This is a genomic window from Pseudomonas sp. FYR_5, from assembly GCF_043106315.1.
Lineage (GTDB): Bacteria > Pseudomonadota > Gammaproteobacteria > Pseudomonadales > Pseudomonadaceae > Aquipseudomonas > Aquipseudomonas putida_Y.
In genome coordinates this window covers 184634-199553 of record NZ_JBICMK010000088.1, presented here as the reverse complement: position 1 = coordinate 199553, position 14920 = coordinate 184634, and the positions used below count along the sequence as shown (strand labels likewise).

14 protein-coding genes are annotated in these 14920 nt (G+C 61.4%); 10 read left to right on the top strand and 4 right to left on the bottom strand.

Annotation, left to right across the window (positions count from 1 at the left end):
- Positions 1 to 121 precede the first annotated feature (121 nt).
- The 4 genes from ACF8RA_RS16635 to tcyJ all read right to left on the bottom strand — a co-directional run bounded on the left by ACF8RA_RS16635 (position 122) and on the right by tcyJ (position 3902).
- Complete coding sequence (locus ACF8RA_RS16635; RefSeq protein WP_176685265.1) at positions 122 to 1363, bottom strand: SfnB family sulfur acquisition oxidoreductase; 1242 nt, start codon at positions 1361 to 1363, stop codon at positions 122 to 124.
- A 318-nt stretch (positions 1364 to 1681) separates the two neighbouring features.
- Entirely contained in the window at positions 1682 to 2440 is a 759-nt protein-coding gene (gene tcyN, locus ACF8RA_RS16630; protein WP_172287944.1) for an L-cystine ABC transporter ATP-binding protein TcyN, read from the bottom strand.
- Positions 2441 to 2442: 2 nt separating this feature from the next.
- A complete protein-coding gene (gene tcyL / locus ACF8RA_RS16625) occupies positions 2443 to 3111 on the bottom strand; it encodes a cystine ABC transporter permease (protein WP_176685264.1) in 669 nt (222 codons plus the stop codon).
- Positions 3108 to 3902 (bottom strand): cystine ABC transporter substrate-binding protein, encoded by a 795-nt coding sequence (gene tcyJ / locus ACF8RA_RS16620; protein WP_176685263.1) that lies wholly within the window; start codon positions 3900 to 3902, stop codon positions 3108 to 3110. Before tcyJ ends, tcyL begins: the two co-directional genes overlap by 4 nt.
- A gap of 241 nt (positions 3903 to 4143) precedes the next feature.
- Here tcyJ and epsC point away from each other — a divergent pair, with 241 nt between their 5' ends.
- The 10 genes from epsC to ACF8RA_RS16570 all read left to right on the top strand — a co-directional run bounded on the left by epsC (position 4144) and on the right by ACF8RA_RS16570 (position 14916).
- On the top strand, positions 4144 to 5076 hold the full coding sequence (gene epsC, locus ACF8RA_RS16615; RefSeq protein ID WP_176685262.1) for a serine O-acetyltransferase EpsC: 933 nt from the start codon (positions 4144 to 4146) through the stop codon (positions 5074 to 5076).
- Positions 5077 to 5387: 311 nt separating this feature from the next.
- Entirely contained in the window at positions 5388 to 7349 is a 1962-nt protein-coding gene (betT, locus tag ACF8RA_RS16610) for a choline transporter BetT (RefSeq protein ID WP_176685299.1), read from the top strand.
- 484 nt (positions 7350 to 7833) lie between these two features.
- Positions 7834 to 9180, top strand: coding sequence for an OprD family porin (locus ACF8RA_RS16605; RefSeq protein ID WP_392519367.1), 1347 nt, complete (start codon positions 7834 to 7836; stop codon positions 9178 to 9180).
- 165 nt (positions 9181 to 9345) lie between these two features.
- A complete protein-coding gene (locus ACF8RA_RS16600) occupies positions 9346 to 9984 on the top strand; it encodes a peroxiredoxin (protein WP_003255836.1) in 639 nt (212 codons plus the stop codon).
- 219 nt (positions 9985 to 10203) lie between these two features.
- Positions 10204 to 10797, top strand: coding sequence for an NADPH-dependent FMN reductase (gene ssuE / locus ACF8RA_RS16595; protein WP_392519366.1), 594 nt, complete (start codon positions 10204 to 10206; stop codon positions 10795 to 10797).
- 85 nt (positions 10798 to 10882) lie between these two features.
- Positions 10883 to 11848: a sulfonate ABC transporter substrate-binding protein gene (locus ACF8RA_RS16590; RefSeq protein WP_392519365.1), complete on the top strand. Its 966-nt coding sequence runs from the start codon at positions 10883 to 10885 to the stop codon at positions 11846 to 11848.
- A gap of 59 nt (positions 11849 to 11907) precedes the next feature.
- On the top strand, positions 11908 to 13056 hold the full coding sequence (gene ssuD / locus ACF8RA_RS16585; RefSeq protein WP_392519364.1) for an FMNH2-dependent alkanesulfonate monooxygenase: 1149 nt from the start codon (positions 11908 to 11910) through the stop codon (positions 13054 to 13056).
- 10 nt (positions 13057 to 13066) lie between these two features.
- Positions 13067 to 13864, top strand: coding sequence for an aliphatic sulfonate ABC transporter permease SsuC (ssuC, locus tag ACF8RA_RS16580; RefSeq protein WP_176685257.1), 798 nt, complete (start codon positions 13067 to 13069; stop codon positions 13862 to 13864).
- Positions 13861 to 14673 (top strand): aliphatic sulfonates ABC transporter ATP-binding protein, encoded by an 813-nt coding sequence (gene ssuB / locus ACF8RA_RS16575; protein ID WP_176685256.1) that lies wholly within the window; start codon positions 13861 to 13863, stop codon positions 14671 to 14673. The genes ssuC and ssuB overlap by 4 nt, the downstream gene beginning before the upstream one ends.
- 27 nt (positions 14674 to 14700) lie before the next feature.
- The gene (locus tag ACF8RA_RS16570) at positions 14701 to 14916 is read left to right on the top strand and encodes a molybdopterin-binding protein (protein WP_008095172.1); all 216 of its coding nucleotides are present in this window, start codon (positions 14701 to 14703) and stop codon (positions 14914 to 14916) included.
- Positions 14917 to 14920: the final 4 nt, after the last annotated feature.

The window sequence follows — 14920 nt, the reverse complement described above, 5'->3', positions numbered from 1 at the left end:
TCGCGGCCCTTCGCCGGCTTGCCCGCTCCCACAGGTAAAGTGATGCCAGTTCAGGCGGTGGCAATCCTGTGGCAGCGGGCAAGCCCGCGAAGGGCTGCGCAGCAACCCCAAAGGCAGCAAATCAGATCCAGGAATGCCGTGCAGGCAGGGTGCCGTTAAGGTGGTAAGCGCCCACCGCGTGGTACTTCCAGCGCACCGGGTCGTGCAGGGTGTGCACCCGGGCATTGCGCCAGTGGCGGTCGAGGTTGAACTCGGCAAGGGTGGCGCGGCTGCCGGCCAGCTCGAACAGCTTTTCGCTGGCCTGCAGGGCAATCTCGGTGGTCAGCACCTTGGCTTCCGCCACCGCAATCGAGGCACGTGCCGCGCTGGCTGCGTCGATAGGCGCAGCATTGACCTCGTCGAGTACCCGAGCAGCTTTGCGCAGCAGCGCTTCGGCGGCGTGCTGCTCGAGTTTCAGGCGGCCGATGTCGGCAATTACATAAGGGTCGTCACTGGCACGGTCGACGTTGGCGTCAATCCACGGCCGGGACTTTTCGCGCACGAACGTGATCGCATCATCGATAGCTGCTTCGGCGATGCCGGCGTCGATCGCCGCCTGGATCAGCTGCGAAGCGGCGCCCTGAGTGTTGGGGATATCGCGCTGGCGCCAGTTGTCGATCACCAGTTCCGCGTCTACCGGCACCTGGTCCAGCAGCACGGTACCGCTGGCGGTGGTGCGCTGGCCGAACCCGGACCAGTCATCGACAATGCGCAACCCCGGGCTCCCCCGGCGCACGAATGCCAGGCGCTGGCGGCCTTCGTCGTCGAGGGCTTTTACCGTCACCCAATGGGCGAACAAGGCACCGGTGGAGTAGAACTTCTCGCCACTTATGCGGTAGCTGTTTCCGGCGCGCGTGATTCGGGCCTTGAGGGTGAGGGTGTCCTTGGTGTCACGCTCAGGCCCGGCATTGCCGATGCGCCAGCCGTCGAGCACGCTGCGGAAGATCAGCGCTTGCTGCGCCTCGCTGGCCGTCAGGCGCAGCAGCTGCAGCATGCCGAACTGGTTCTGCGGGATCTGCCCCAGGGCGGGGTCGGCGGCGCTGATCAGGCGGAACACTTCGGCGACGGTTTCGAACGACACGTCGGCGCCACCGTAGGCCTTGGGTACGCTGATGCTGCCCAGACCGCTGCGGGTAAACAGTTCGATTTCGGCCCAGGGCAGTTTGCGTTGCTGGTCGCGGCGGGCAGCGTGTTCGCGGGCGACCTTGGCCAGTTCGCGGGCGGCTTGCAGGGCTTCGGCGTCGTTGCGCAGTACCTTGGCCGGCAGCAGCGGGGGCGAGCTGTCGAGATCGCTATGGAATTGGGTGTTGGCTTGGCTGGGCATCAGTACCGCTCCTTGGCTGCACTCAATGCCCTGGCGCTACGCACTGGGGTGATCGTGATCCTGACCATTCCTGACCTCACAAAAATAATGATGTCGCTGCAGTTGATTGCGACAGATGTGTGCTGGTCCGGTGGTCCGGTTTATATACCCTAATGATTTATAAAAATTTTATGAACTAACTTTTTGGAATATTTATAGAAGGAGGGATTTGTTACGGGCGTGCCGGCCTCTTCGCGGGTAAACCCGCTCCTACAGATGCCTCAGGATCTGTGCATTCACTGTAGGAGCGGGTTTACCCGCGAAAGGGCCGGGACAGGTCTACTCGGAGGCAGCAGTCCCGAGGAACTTGCGCAGGAACTGCCGCGTACGCTCTTCCTTTGGCGCCGCAAACAGGGCCTTGGCCTCGCCCTGCTCCACGATCACGCCCTTGTCGAAGAAGATCACCCGGTTCGCCACATCCCGGGCAAAGCTCATCTCGTGTGTGACGATGATCATGGTGCGCTTTTCCTCGGCCAGGCCGCGGATGGTCGCCAATACTTCACCGACCAGCTCCGGGTCCAGCGCCGAGGTCGGCTCGTCGAACAGGATTACCTCCGGTTCCATGGCCAGGGCACGGGCGATGGCCACCCGTTGCTGCTGGCCGCCGGACAGGCGCCGTGGGTAGGCGTCTTCCTTGCCCGCCAGGCCGACTTTGGCCAGCAGGCGCCGGCCAAGCTCGATGGCCTGCTCGCGAGGCGTCTTCTTGACGATCACCGGTCCCTCGATCACGTTCTCCAGGGCGGTGCGGTGGGGGAACAGGTTGAAGTTCTGGAACACGAACCCGGCCTGCTGGCGCAAACGGCGAATCGCACTCTGCTGCCCGCCCAAAGGGCGGTTGGCATCGATGCTGATGGCGCCGATCTGGATCTGCCCGGCATCGGGAGTTTCCAGCAGGTTCAGGCAGCGCAGGAAGGTGGTTTTACCCGAGCCACTGGGGCCGATGATGGCCACCACTTCACCGGGCCGCACGGTCAGGTCGATACCGTTGAGCACGGTCTGGCCCTTGAACCGCTTGGTCAGGCCTTTCACTTCAATCATGCTCAATGCTCCTGGTCATGCTGGTTGACCCGCGCTTCCATGCGGTTCTGGAAGTGCGCAAGGATGCTGCACAGCACCCAATAGATGACCGCGACCGCCACGTACATGGTGAACACTTCGAACGTGCGCGCGGTAATCAGCTGGGCTTGGCGGAACAGCTCGGGCACCTGGATGGTTGCCGCCAGGGCGGTGTCCTTTACCAGCGAGATGAAGCTGTTGCCCAGCGGTGGCAACGCGGTGCGCAGGGCCTGTGGCAGGATCGCCCGGCGCATGGCTTGCACGCGAGTCATGCCGATGCTGGCGGCTGCTTCCCACTGGCCGCGGTCGATCGAGGAAATCGCTGCGCGCAGGATCTCGCAGATGTAGGCCGCCATGTTCAGCGACAGGCCGATCAGTGAAGCGGGGATCGGGTCCAGCTCGATGCCGATTTGCGGCATGCCGAAATAGATCACGAACAGCTGCACCAGCAGCGGCGTGCCGCGGAAGAACGACACGTAGACCCGCGCCAGCCAGTTCAGCGGCAGAATCTTCGACAGCCGCATCAGTGCCAGGGCAAAGCCCAGCACCAGGCCGAAGAACATGCCGCCGACACTGAGCAGCACTGTATAACCCGCGCCCTTCAGCAGGAAGGGTGCGGAGTCGATAACGAGTTGCAGGCTTTCAGCAATCATTTGGTGACATCGGCACCGAAGTACTTCTCGGACAGCTTGGCCAGCGTGCCATCAGCTTTGAGCTTGTCGATGGCCTTGTTGATGGCTGCCAACAGTTCCGGCTCACCCTTGCGCATGGCCACGCCGCTTTCCAGGCGCGAGAAGGCATCGCCGGCAAGTTCGGTGTCCTTGGCTTTTTGCGCGTATTCCAGCGCGGCCAGGCGGTCGATCAGAATGGCGTCGATACGGCCGTTGCGCAGGTCAGCGAACTTGCTTGGGTCGTCTTCATAGGTGCGCACATCGGCTTGCGGTACGTCCTTTTTCACCCACTGCTCGTAGTTGGTGCCAAGGCCTACGCCGACCTTTTTGCCGGCCAGGTCCTGCGCGCCCTTGATGTTCAGCTGCTCGGCTTTCTTCTTCAGGATCAGCGCCTGGATGCCGGAGATAGTGTAGGGCTCGGAGAAGTCGTACTTTTTCTTGCGCTCTTCGGAAATGGTCACCTGATTGACCACCACATCCAGGCGCTTGGATTCCAGCGCGGCAAGGATGCCGTCCCACTTGGTCGGCTGGATCTTGGCCTTGACCCCCAGCTCCTTGGCCAGCAGCTCGGACAGCTCCACTTCGAAGCCGGTCAGTTTGCCGTTTTCGTCCTGGAAGCTGAATGGCGGGTAGGTGCCCTCTAGGCCGACGTTGATGACGCCTTTTTCCTGGATGGTCTTCAATTGCTCGCCGGCGAACGCCTGGCTGAGCAGGCCGGCACCCAGCAGGAGGGCCAGGCTGGCGTTGAGTAGCGGTTTGGCGAATTTCGACATTTCAGAGCCCCGCGCGTGTTGTCTAGGTAGTGAGGTGGCGACTATAGGATTGGCTGCTTTGAGGGTAGGTGACGATCCCCACCCCGTCATCGCGGCTTATGCCTGACTTAGCGCAGGATGGAATAAAGCGTTGTTTTTTCCAAGCCTTGGATTTGCCGTAAAGTGGACTGCATGTAGGCAGGTTCGGTCCTTTCGCGGGCCTGGCGACAAAATCAGATGGCCTATACGGCAGGAGAAAACCGTGAGCGAACAACCTTCATCCGCGCATTGGCAGTTGCAGAGCATTGTCACTGGCCTGCGCGGGGCCCGTGAGCAATGGCGCACCCGCAATGGCCGCAGCATTGGCGAGCAGGGCGGGCGCGAACTGCCGTCGCGCGAAGCGATGCGGCAAATTCTGGAGCAACTGTGCGGCGCGCTGTTCCCCATGCGCCTGGGGCCAGTCGACCTGCGCGAAGAAAGTGAAGACTTCTACGTCGGTCATACCCTGGATGCCGCGCTGACCGCCCTGCTGGCCCAGGCTCGTCTTGAACTTCGCTATGCGGCACGACAGAGCAAGGCTGAGCTGGCTGGGGTCGACGCCCGTGCGCTGGGCCTGATCCAGGGCTTTGCCGCTGCGCTACCGGAACTGCGTGTACTGCTCGACACCGATGTGCTGGCCGCCTACCACGGTGACCCGGCGGCGCGCAGCGTCGATGAAGTGCTGCTGTGCTACCCGGGCATCCTGGCGATCATCCACCACCGGCTGGCGCACCACCTGTACCAGGCTGGCCTGCCGCTGCTGGCGCGGATCAGCTCTGAGCTGGCGCATTCGGCCACCGGCATCGACATTCACCCGGGCGCGCAGATCGGCCCGAGCTTCTTCATTGACCACGGCACCGGTGTGGTCATTGGTGAAACCGCGATCATCGGCGAGCGCGTGCGCATCTACCAGGCGGTGACCCTGGGCGCCAAGCGTTTCCCCAGCGATGAGTCGGGGACTCTGCACAAAGGCCTGCCACGGCACCCGATCGTCGAGGATGATGTGGTGATCTATGCCGGGGCCACGGTGCTGGGGCGCATCACCATCGGCAAGGGTTCGACCATTGGCGGTAATGTGTGGCTGACCCGCAGTGTGCCGGCAGAAAGCAACATTACTCAGGCCAACCTGCAGCTGGATTGCCAGGACAAGAACTGATCCCGCATTGCAATTGCCTGTGCTGGCCTCTTCGCGGGCAAACCGCTCCTACAAAGAACATACCAATGTAGGGGAGGGCTAACCCGCGAAAAGGCCGGAGCAGGACGACACCAATCAGCGCCCCAATTCGCATTGAAATCCGATCCATGTTTAACTTGAACGCTTGTTCAATGAAAAAACGCTGGTCCGCTGCCGGTGTTCAACAGGAGGATTCCTTTGCTGAACCCGTTCATTCCGAACCTCACGTCATTCGACGAGGTGCACGCCCGATGAGTGCACCGAACCCTTCCCTTGCCAATGGCAAGATCCGCATGAACCCCCCGGTGTTCTACTTTGCGGCGAGTTTCATCCTTATCTTTGGCCTGGTAGTCATCTCCAACCCGCAAGCCGCAGGTGACTGGTTGCTGGCGGCGCAGAACTGGGCGGCCAACACGGTCGGCTGGTACTACATGCTGGCGATGACGCTGTATCTGGTCTTCGTGGTGGTCACCGCCTTGTCTGGCTACGGCAAGATCAAACTCGGTGCCGACCACGACGAACCCGAGTTCAGCTACCTGTCGTGGGCCGGCATGCTGTTCGCCGCCGGCATCAGCATCACGCTGTTCTTCTTCTGTGTCTCCGAACCGCTCACCCACATGCTGCAACCGCCCCAAGGCGAAGCAGGCACGGTCGAGGCCGGGCGCCAGGCGATGCAGATCCTGTTCCTGCACTGGGGCCTGCATGGCTGGGGGGTGTTTGCCTTCGTCGGCATGGCATTGGCCTATTTCGCCTACCGGCACAACCTGCCACTGGCTTTGCGTTCGGCGCTGTACCCGTTGATTGGCAAGCGCATCAACGGCCCGATCGGCTATGCGGTGGACGGCTTCGGCATCATCGCCACGGTGTTCGGCCTGGGTGCCGACATGGGCTTTGGGGTGCTGCATCTGAACGCGGGCCTGGACTACCTGTTCGGCATCAGCCACAGCCAGTGGGTGCAGGTGATCCTCATCACCCTGATGATGGGCGCGGCTGTGGCCGTCGCCGTGGCCGGGGTGGAGAAGGGCGTGCGGGTGATGAGCGATATCAACCTGTTCCTGGCCTGTGCGCTGCTGCTGTTCGTGCTGTTTGCCGGGCCTACCCAGCACCTGTTCAACACGCTGATCCAGAACCTGGGCGACTACCTGGGTGCATTGCCGCGCAAGAGCTTCGACGTGTATGCCTATGGTGAAAACCGTGGCTGGCTGGGCGGCTGGACCGTGTTCTATTGGGCCTGGTGGATTGCCTGGGCGCCGTTCGTGGGCCTGTTCATCGCCCGCATTTCCCGGGGCCGCACCATTCGCGAGTTCGTCTTTGGCGTGTTGCTGATCCCGCTGGGCTTTACCCTGGCGTGGATGTCTATCTTCGGCAACAGCGCCCTGGACCAGGTGATCAACCACGGCATGACCGCGCTGGGCCAATCGGCGCTGGATAACCCGTCGATGAGCCTGTACCTGCTGCTGGAAACTTACCCCTGGAGCAAGGCGGTAATCGCCACCACGGTGTTCATCAGCTTCGTGTTCTTCGTCACCTCGGCCGACTCGGGTACCGTGGTGCTGTCGACCTTGTCGGCCAAGGGTGGGGGAGCTGATGAGGATGGGCCGAACTGGCTGCGTATCTTCTGGGGGGCGATGACTGCGCTGATCACCAGTGCGCTGTTGTTCGCTGGCAGCATCGATTCGCTGAAGTCGGCAGTGGTACTGACTTCGCTGCCGTTCTCGCTGATTCTGCTGTGCATGATGTGGGGGCTGCACAAGGCGTTCTACCTGGAGTCGCAACGGCAGATCGCGCAGATGCACTCGCTGGCCCCGTTTGCCCAGTCACGCCGCGGCCGTGGCGGCTGGCGCCATCGCCTGAGCCAGGCGGTGCACTTCCCGTCGCGTGATGAGGTGTACCGCTTCATGGATGATGTGGTGCGCCCGGCGATTGCCGATGTGCGTGAAGTGTTCGAGCAGAAGGGCCTGGCACTGATTACCCAGGACGACCCTAGCCATGACAACGTCAGCCTGAAGATTGGCCATGGCGAGGAGCAGCCGTTCATTTACCAGGTGCAGATGCGTGGCTATTTCACACCATCGTTCGCCTTGGGGGGGCTGGGTACGCAGGAGTTGAAGAACCGCCGCTATTACCGGGCGGAGGTGCACCTGAGCGAAGGCAGCCAGAACTATGACCTGGTGGGCTACAGCAAAGAGCAGATCATCAACGACATCCTCGACCAGTACGAGCGGCACATGCAGTACCTGCATTTGGTCCGCTAGACCGACGGGGCCGCTCTGCGGCCCATTCACAGCACAAGGCTGCACATGCAGGTTAATGCTGCAGGACTGCCGTGCGTCGCGGTCATCCCATCCCGCATTTCACATCGCAATGCCGCTGGCCTACAGGGGATCGCCTCCGTAGGTCAGCCACTCCCGCGCTAATCAAGAACGAAACTCAGCAGGCTATAAGCAAACGTTTGCTTATAGCTAAAGGCTATTATTCGTTGCGATTCTATAGTGATCGGTAGTAAAAATTTCTAACATATTCCTTAAAAATCTTACAAATTCATAAAACGGTCATTTTGGTTTTATAGGATTGTCATTATCCTGTAGTGCAGGTGGCGTCTTAGACCAAAGTCGCGAAACGTTTAGAAACGATTGACTAGATGGTCACGCTTTGGGACTAAATCGCCCATCCCGGTGAGCGGGGCATCAGACCCCTCCGCCAGAGATACACAAAAATTAGAACGTAGAGGAGCAAAACATGTACAAGTCCAGCCTGGCTGTGGCCGTGGCACTGGGGGTTCTCGCCCAGCAAGCAGGCGCTGCCGGTTTCGTTGAAGACAGCAAACTGTCGCTCAGCTCGCGCACCATGTACTACGACAACAACAACCGTGAAGATCACGCAAAACCTGATGCGGAGCGCCCGGACCAACGTGAGTCGGGCCAGGGCTTCAAGCTCGACTACATCTCGGGCTTTACCCAAGGCACCGTAGGCTTTGGTGTTGATGCCCAAGCGCTGTGGGGTATCCACCTGGATGGTGGCCGTGGCTACCACAAAAGCGGCTTCATGCCAGACGACAGCAATGGCTCTTCTGTAAACCAGTGGGCTCGTTTCGGCGCTAACGCAAAAGCGCGCTTCTCCAAAACCGAAGTGCACTACGGTAGTGCGCTGGCGCCTAACCTGCCGATCCTGGTCGCCAACGACGGTCGTGTGCTGCCTCAAACCTTCGAGGGTGGCACCATCCAGTCGAAGGAAATCGACAACCTGACCATCAATGCTGGCCAGCTGACTCACGCCATGGGCCGTGCTTCGAGCAACCGTACCGGCCTTTCGGTCAACGGCGCCACTGCCGATAGCAACAAGTTCATCTACGGCGGTCTGGACTACAAGCTCACCCCTGACTTGACGCTGCAGTACTACTACTCGAACCTGAAGGACTTCTACAAACAGCACTTCCTGGGTGCGACCCACGTTTTCAAGATTGCTGATGATCAGTCCTTCAAAACCGACCTGCGCTACTTCGATAGCAGCAGCGATGGCAAGAACGGCGGACCAGGAGCGTATAACTTCAATAACAATGGCGGTTACGAGAAAAATGACGGCAAGGTCGATAACAAGACCTGGTCCGCAATGTTCACGTACACCTTGGGTGGTCATTCGCTGATGTTGGGCCATCAACAAGTCAGTGACGACGGTGGCTTTGTCTGGCTGAACCAGGGCTCGGTCCGCGATGGCAACAACCGTCCGGAAGGGGCCGGCGGCTCCAGCTTCTACCTGTTCACCGACAGCATGATCAACCAGTTCGCCAAGGCCGGTGAAAACACCACCTTCGGTCAGTACGCCTACGACTTCTCTCGCCTGGGCGTGCCAGGCCTGAAAGCGTCGGTTTCCTACCTGAAAGGTGAAGATGGCAAAAACGCCGTTGGCGGCGGCCACTTCAGCGAGTGGGAGCGTGACGCCCGGGTCGACTACGTTATCCAGGACGGCACCTTCAAGGGCCTGGGCGCCAGCCTGCGTCACGGCGTCTACCGTGGCACCGGCAGCAGCTCGCTGGCTGACCAGGACCAGACCCGCCTGATCTTCAACTACACTTACAACTTCCTGTAAGCCGTAGCTGAACAAGAAGCCTCGCCTGATGCGAGGCTTTTTTATGCCTGCAGATCATTATGTATTTTGGTTATAAATAAATTGTTATTTATTCCTTTTATTCTTTATCGATTGCAGGCACATTGAACCCCTACGGTACAGAACCCAGCCAAGGAGCCGCAGCCCATGAGCCTCAAACTCGGCGATATCGCCCCCGATTTCGAACAGGACTCCAGCGAAGGCAAGATCCGCTTCCACGAGTGGCTGGGCAACAGTTGGGGGGTGCTGTTCTCCCACCCGGCAGACTTCACCCCGGTGTGCACCACCGAGTTGGGCCTGACCGCCAAGCTCAAGGACGAATTTGCCAAGCGCGGGGTCAAGGCCATCGCCCTGTCGGTGGACCCGGTCGACTCGCATCACAAGTGGATCGATGACATCAACGAAACACAGAATACCGTGGTCAACTTCCCGATCATCGCCGACGCCGACCGCAAAGTGTCCGACCTGTACGACCTGATCCACCCGAACGCCAGCGACACCCTGACCGTGCGCTCGCTGTTCATCATCGACCCGAACAAGAAGGTGCGCCTGACCATCACCTATCCGGCCAGTACCGGGCGCAACTTCAATGAAATTTTACGGGTGATCGACTCGCTGCAGCTGACCGACAACCACAAGGTCGCCACGCCAGGTAACTGGCAGGACGGCGACGAGGTGGTGATCGTGCCTTCGCTTAAGGATGAAGAGGAGATCAAGCAGCGCTTCCCCAAAGGTTACCGGGCGGTCAAACCCTATCTTCGCCTGACCCCTCAGCCCAATCGTTAATGGAATCCTCGTTGCATTGCTCTTAGCCAAGCAGGGATTTTCGGGCCGTTTCGACGGCCCTTTTTTATGCCTGTAAAAAACCTGTGGGAGCGGGCGCGCCCGCGAAGAGGCCCTCGTGGATAAAGACAATAATGGAATAAACAAATGAATAAATATGATTTCTAGATATATGAGGCGGCTGTTAATGTTACCTCCAACAGAACACAAGGAAGCGCAGCAATGCTGGTCGTCTCAATCGGTGGTAGCCCAAGTCTCCGTTCACGCTCCGGCGTGCTGCTCGAGCGTTCGCGCCAGTGGCTGCAGGAGCGCGGCGTCGAAGTGGTGACCTTCCAGGTGCGTGACTTCCCCGCCGAAGACCTGTTGCATGCCCGTTTCGATAGCCCCCAAGTGCAACACTTCCAGCAGTTGGTGGCCCAGGCGGATGGCCTGATCGTTTCTACCCCTGTCTACAAAGCATCGTTTGCCGGTGCGCTGAAGACATTGCTCGACCTGCTGCCCGAACGCGCACTGGCCCACAAGGTCGTGTTGCCGATCGCAACTGGCGGCAGCATCGCCCACCTGCTGGCGGTGGACTACGCATTGAAGCCGGTGCTGTCGGCACTCAAGGCACAAGAGACCCTGCAAGGGATCTTCGCTGACGACAGCCAGGTGGCTCACGCAGAAGGCACAAAGCCCGCGCAGTTGGGGCAGGCGCTGGAAGAGCGCCTGCAGGACTCGCTGGAAACCTTTCACGCGGCCTTGGCCCGTCGGCCGAACCCCGTGGCGCCCGGCGTACTGAACGAACGTCTGATCAGCGCTCGCTGGAGCATCTGACCGGCATTACCCGCTTCACCACCTTACTCGCCCGTTAACGAGGCAAGCAGGTGCAACCCGAACCCCATTCGCACAGGAGAGCGCCATGCGCACAGTCTTCTTGCGTCGTGGTCTGGTCGCCCTGTTTGCGGCGGCTGTGTCCTTCGGCGCCATTACCCAAGCCCAGGCCGAGAGCCTGCGTATCGGTTACCAGAAATACGGCACCTTGGTGCTGCTCAAGGCCAAGGGCACGCTGGAGAAGCGCCTGGCCGAGCAGGGAGTACAGGTGCAATGGACCGAATTCCCCGGCGGCCCGCAGCTGCTTGAAGGTCTGAACGTCGGCTCCATCGATTTCGGCGTAACCGGCGAGACCCCGCCTGTGTTCGCTCAGGCCGCTGGCGCCGACCTGCTCTATGTCGCCTACGAACCGCCAGCGCCGCACAGCGAAGCGATCCTGGTGCCCAAGGGCTCGCCCATCCAGGCGGTGAAGGACCTCGAGGGTAAAAAGGTCGTCCTCAACAAAGGCTCCAACGTGCACTACCTGCTGGTCCGCGCCCTGGAAGACGCCGGCCTCAAGTACAGCGACATCCAGCCTGTCTACCTGCCGCCGGCCGACGCCCGCGCCGCCTTCGAGCGCGGCAGCGTGGATGCCTGGGTGATCTGGGACCCGTACCAGGCCGCCGCCGAGCAGCAGCTGCAAGCGCGCACCCTGCGTGACGGCAAGGGCCTGGTCGACAACCACCAGTTCTACCTCGCCACCCGCAACTATGCGACACAGCACCCTGCGGTGATCAACACCGTGATCGAGGAAGTGCGCGCCGTGGGTGAATGGTCCCAGGCCAACCCGCAGGAAGTGACCGACCAAGTCGCCCCGCTGCTCGGCCTGCCTGCCGACGTCACCCTCACCTCGGTCAAGCGCCAAGGCTACGGCGCTGCGCCGCTGACCCCGGACGTGGTGGCCGCGCAGCAGAAGATCGCCGACACGTTCCAGACGCTGAAGCTTATTCCCAAGCCGCTGAGCATCAAGGACGTGATCTGGACACCCCCGGCCAAGGTCGCTAGCGCGCCTTGATTGACTGCCTGTGCCGGGGCGCCGCTCCGGCTAGAGCCACCCTTGAGGAGACGACTCCAATGAGCCTTAACATTTTCTGGTTTCTTCCAACCCACGGTGACGGCAAGTACCTGGGCACTTCCGAAGGCGCACGAGCGGTCGATCACGGTTACCTGCAGCAGATCGCGCAGGCCGCCGACCGCCTTGGTTTTGGTGGGGTGCTGATCCCGACCGGGCGCTCCTGCGAGGACTCCTGGCTGGTGGCCGCGTCGCTGATCCCCGTGACCCGGCACCTGAAGTTCCTGGTAGCGCTGCGTCCGGGCATCATTTCGCCCACCGTGGCAGCACGCCAGGCGGCCACCCTCGATCGCTTGTCCAATGGCCGTGCGCTGTTCAATCTGGTGACCGGTGGTGACCCGGACGAGCTGGCGGGTGACGGCCTGCACCTGAACCACCAGGCGCGCTACGAAGCTTCGGTCGAGTTCACCCGTATCTGGCGCAAGGTGCTGGAAGGCGAAAACGTCGATTACGACGGTAAGCACATCCAGGTAAAGGGCGCCAAGCTGCTCTACCCGCCAATTCAGCAACCACGCCCACCGCTGTATTTCGGCGGCTCGTCCGAGGCCGCTCAGGACTTGGCGGCCGAACAGGTCGAGCTGTACCTGACCTGGGGCGAGCCACCGGCAGCCGTTGCCGAGAAGGTTGCTCAGGTGCGCGGAAAAGCAGCTGCTCAGGGGCGCGAAGTCCGCTTCGGTATTCGCCTGCATGTGATCGTGCGCGAAACCAACGAAGCGGCTTGGGCAGCCGCCGACCGCCTGATCTCACACCTGGACGATGACACCATCTCTCGTGCCCAGGCTTCGCTGGCGCGCTTCGACTCGGTGGGCCAGCAACGCATGGCTGCCCTGCACGGCGGCAAGCGCGACAACCTGGAAGTCAGCCCCAACCTGTGGGCGGGCGTTGGCCTGGTACGTGGCGGGGCTGGCACCGCGCTGGTGGGCGATGGCCCGACGGTGGCGGCGCGGGTGAAGGAATATGCCGACTTGGGGATCGATACATTCATCTTCTCGGGTTATCCACACCTGGAAGAGTCGTATCGGGTGGCTGAACTGCTGTTCCCCCACCTCGATGTGCAACGCCCGGAGCAACCGAAATCCGGTGGCTACGTAAGCCCGTTTGGCGAGATGGTGGCCAACGACATCCTGCCCAAATCCGTGTCGCAGAGCTGAGGGCCGGGCCATGAGTCGTGCAACTTCCTCCAACCTGACCCAGCGCCTGGCGCCGTGGGCGCTGCCGGTGCTGCTGTTGGCAATATGGCAGCTGGCCGTGAGCGCTGGCTGGCTGTCGACGCGTATCCTGCCGGCACCTAGCGCAGTGGTAAGCGCTGGCGTCGAGCTGGTGCGCAGCGGCGAAATCTGGACCCATCTGGCCATCAGCGGCTGGCGTGCAGGCCTGGGCTTTGTGATCGGCGGCAGCATCGGCCTGGTACTGGGTTTCATCACTGGCCTGTCGAACTGGGGCGAACGCCTGCTCGACAGCTCGGTACAGATGATTCGCAACGTGCCGCACCTCGCGCTGATCCCGCTGGTGATCCTGTGGTTCGGTATCGACGAGTCGGCAAAGATCTTCCTGGTCGCGCTGGGCACGCTGTTTCCGATCTATCTGAACACCTACCACGGCATTCGCAACGTTGACCCAGCGTTGGTGGAAATGGCGCGCAGCTATGGCTTGTCCGGCTTCGGCCTGTTCCGCCAGGTGATCCTGCCTGGGGCGCTGCCTTCGATCCTGGTGGGTGTGCGTTTTGCCCTGGGCTTCATGTGGCTGACGCTGATTGTTGCCGAAACCATTTCGGCCAACGCAGGCATCGGCTACCTGGCCATGAATGCTCGCGAATTTCTTCAGACCGACGTGGTCGTGCTGGCCATCGTCCTGTACGCCGTGCTCGGCAAGTTTGCCGACCTTGCCGCCCGAGGCCTGGAGCGTACCTGGCTGCGCTGGCACCCGGCCTATCAAGTTGCCAGGAAGGAGGGCGCATGACCGTGTTCAAGGAACAGCCGCCACGCCTGCTGCGTGGCATCCCGCTGGCCTCCAAGGGCCTGCGCAAGGCCTTTGGCCAGCGCGACGTGTTAAAGGGCCTCGACCTGCACATCCCGGCCGGCCAGTTCGTGGCTATCGTCGGCCGCAGCGGCTGCGGCAAGAGCACCTTGCTGCGGCTGCTGGCCGGGCTGGACCAGCCCACCGCTGGTCAGTTGCTGGCTGGTGCCGCGCCGCTGGAAGAGGCCCGTGAAGAAACCCGCCTGATGTTCCAGGACGCGCGGCTGCTGCCGTGGAGGAGGGTGATCGACAACGTTGGCCTTGGGCTGTCTGGCGACTGGCGCTCGCGTGCGCTGGAGGCCTTGGAGGCGGTTGGCCTGGCCGACCGCGCCAACGAATGGCCGGCAGCGCTCTCGGGTGGCCAGAAGCAGCGCGTGGCCTTGGCCCGAGCCTTGATTCACCAGCCCCGCCTGCTGTTGCTGGACGAGCCACTGGGTGCGCTGGATGCATTGACCCGTATCGAGATGCAGCAACTGATCGAACGCCTGTGGCGTCAGCACGGCTTCACGGTGCTGCTGGTCACCCACGATGTCAGCGAGGCGGTTGCCGTGGCTGACCGGGTGATCCTGATCGAGGACGGCGAGGTCGGGCTCGACCTCACTGTTGACCTGGCACGGCCTCGGGCGCGTGGTTCACACCGCCTGGCCGCGCTGGAAAGCGAAGTGCTCAACCGTGTGCTGTCCGCCCCGGGCACTGCGCCCGAGCCGGACCCTGTAGCCCCTCTGCCCACGCAACTGCGTTGGGCGCACTGAATCCCGGAAGCCAAAAGGAAGCAAACCATGACTATCAAAGCCATCAACGTTCGCAACCAGTTCAAAGGTACTGTGAAAGAAATTCTCGAAGGCCCGGTACTGTCGGAAATCGACGTGCAGACTGCCTCGGGTATCGTGACTTCGGTCATCACCACCCGCTCGGTAAAAGAGCTGGAGTTACAGGTTGGCAGCGAAGTGATTGCCTTCGTAAAGTCGACTGAAGTGTCTATTGCCAAGCTGTGATGCG

Bases quoted from the DNA above. Each gene is read 5' to 3' on its own strand.
- ssuB (WP_176685256.1), top strand. From the start codon at position 13,861: ATGACCGTGTTCAAGGAACAGCCGCCACGCCTGCTGCGTGGCATCCCG.
- ACF8RA_RS16635 (WP_176685265.1), bottom strand. From the start codon at position 1,363: ATGCCCAGCCAAGCCAACACCCAATTCCATAGCGATCTCGACAGCTCG.
- ACF8RA_RS16570 (WP_008095172.1), top strand. From the start codon at position 14,701: ATGACTATCAAAGCCATCAACGTTCGCAACCAGTTCAAAGGTACTGTG.
- ssuC (WP_176685257.1), top strand. From the start codon at position 13,067: ATGAGTCGTGCAACTTCCTCCAACCTGACCCAGCGCCTGGCGCCGTGG.
- tcyN (WP_172287944.1), bottom strand. From the start codon at position 2,440: ATGATTGAAGTGAAAGGCCTGACCAAGCGGTTCAAGGGCCAGACCGTG.
- ssuD (WP_392519364.1), top strand. From the start codon at position 11,908: ATGAGCCTTAACATTTTCTGGTTTCTTCCAACCCACGGTGACGGCAAG.
- ssuE (WP_392519366.1), top strand. From the start codon at position 10,204: ATGCTGGTCGTCTCAATCGGTGGTAGCCCAAGTCTCCGTTCACGCTCC.
- ACF8RA_RS16605 (WP_392519367.1), top strand. From the start codon at position 7,834: ATGTACAAGTCCAGCCTGGCTGTGGCCGTGGCACTGGGGGTTCTCGCC.
- ACF8RA_RS16600 (WP_003255836.1), top strand. From the start codon at position 9,346: ATGAGCCTCAAACTCGGCGATATCGCCCCCGATTTCGAACAGGACTCC.
- tcyJ (WP_176685263.1), bottom strand. From the start codon at position 3,902: ATGTCGAAATTCGCCAAACCGCTACTCAACGCCAGCCTGGCCCTCCTG.
- betT (WP_176685299.1), top strand. From the start codon at position 5,388: ATGAACCCCCCGGTGTTCTACTTTGCGGCGAGTTTCATCCTTATCTTT.
- tcyL (WP_176685264.1), bottom strand. From the start codon at position 3,111: ATGATTGCTGAAAGCCTGCAACTCGTTATCGACTCCGCACCCTTCCTG.
- ACF8RA_RS16590 (WP_392519365.1), top strand. From the start codon at position 10,883: ATGCGCACAGTCTTCTTGCGTCGTGGTCTGGTCGCCCTGTTTGCGGCG.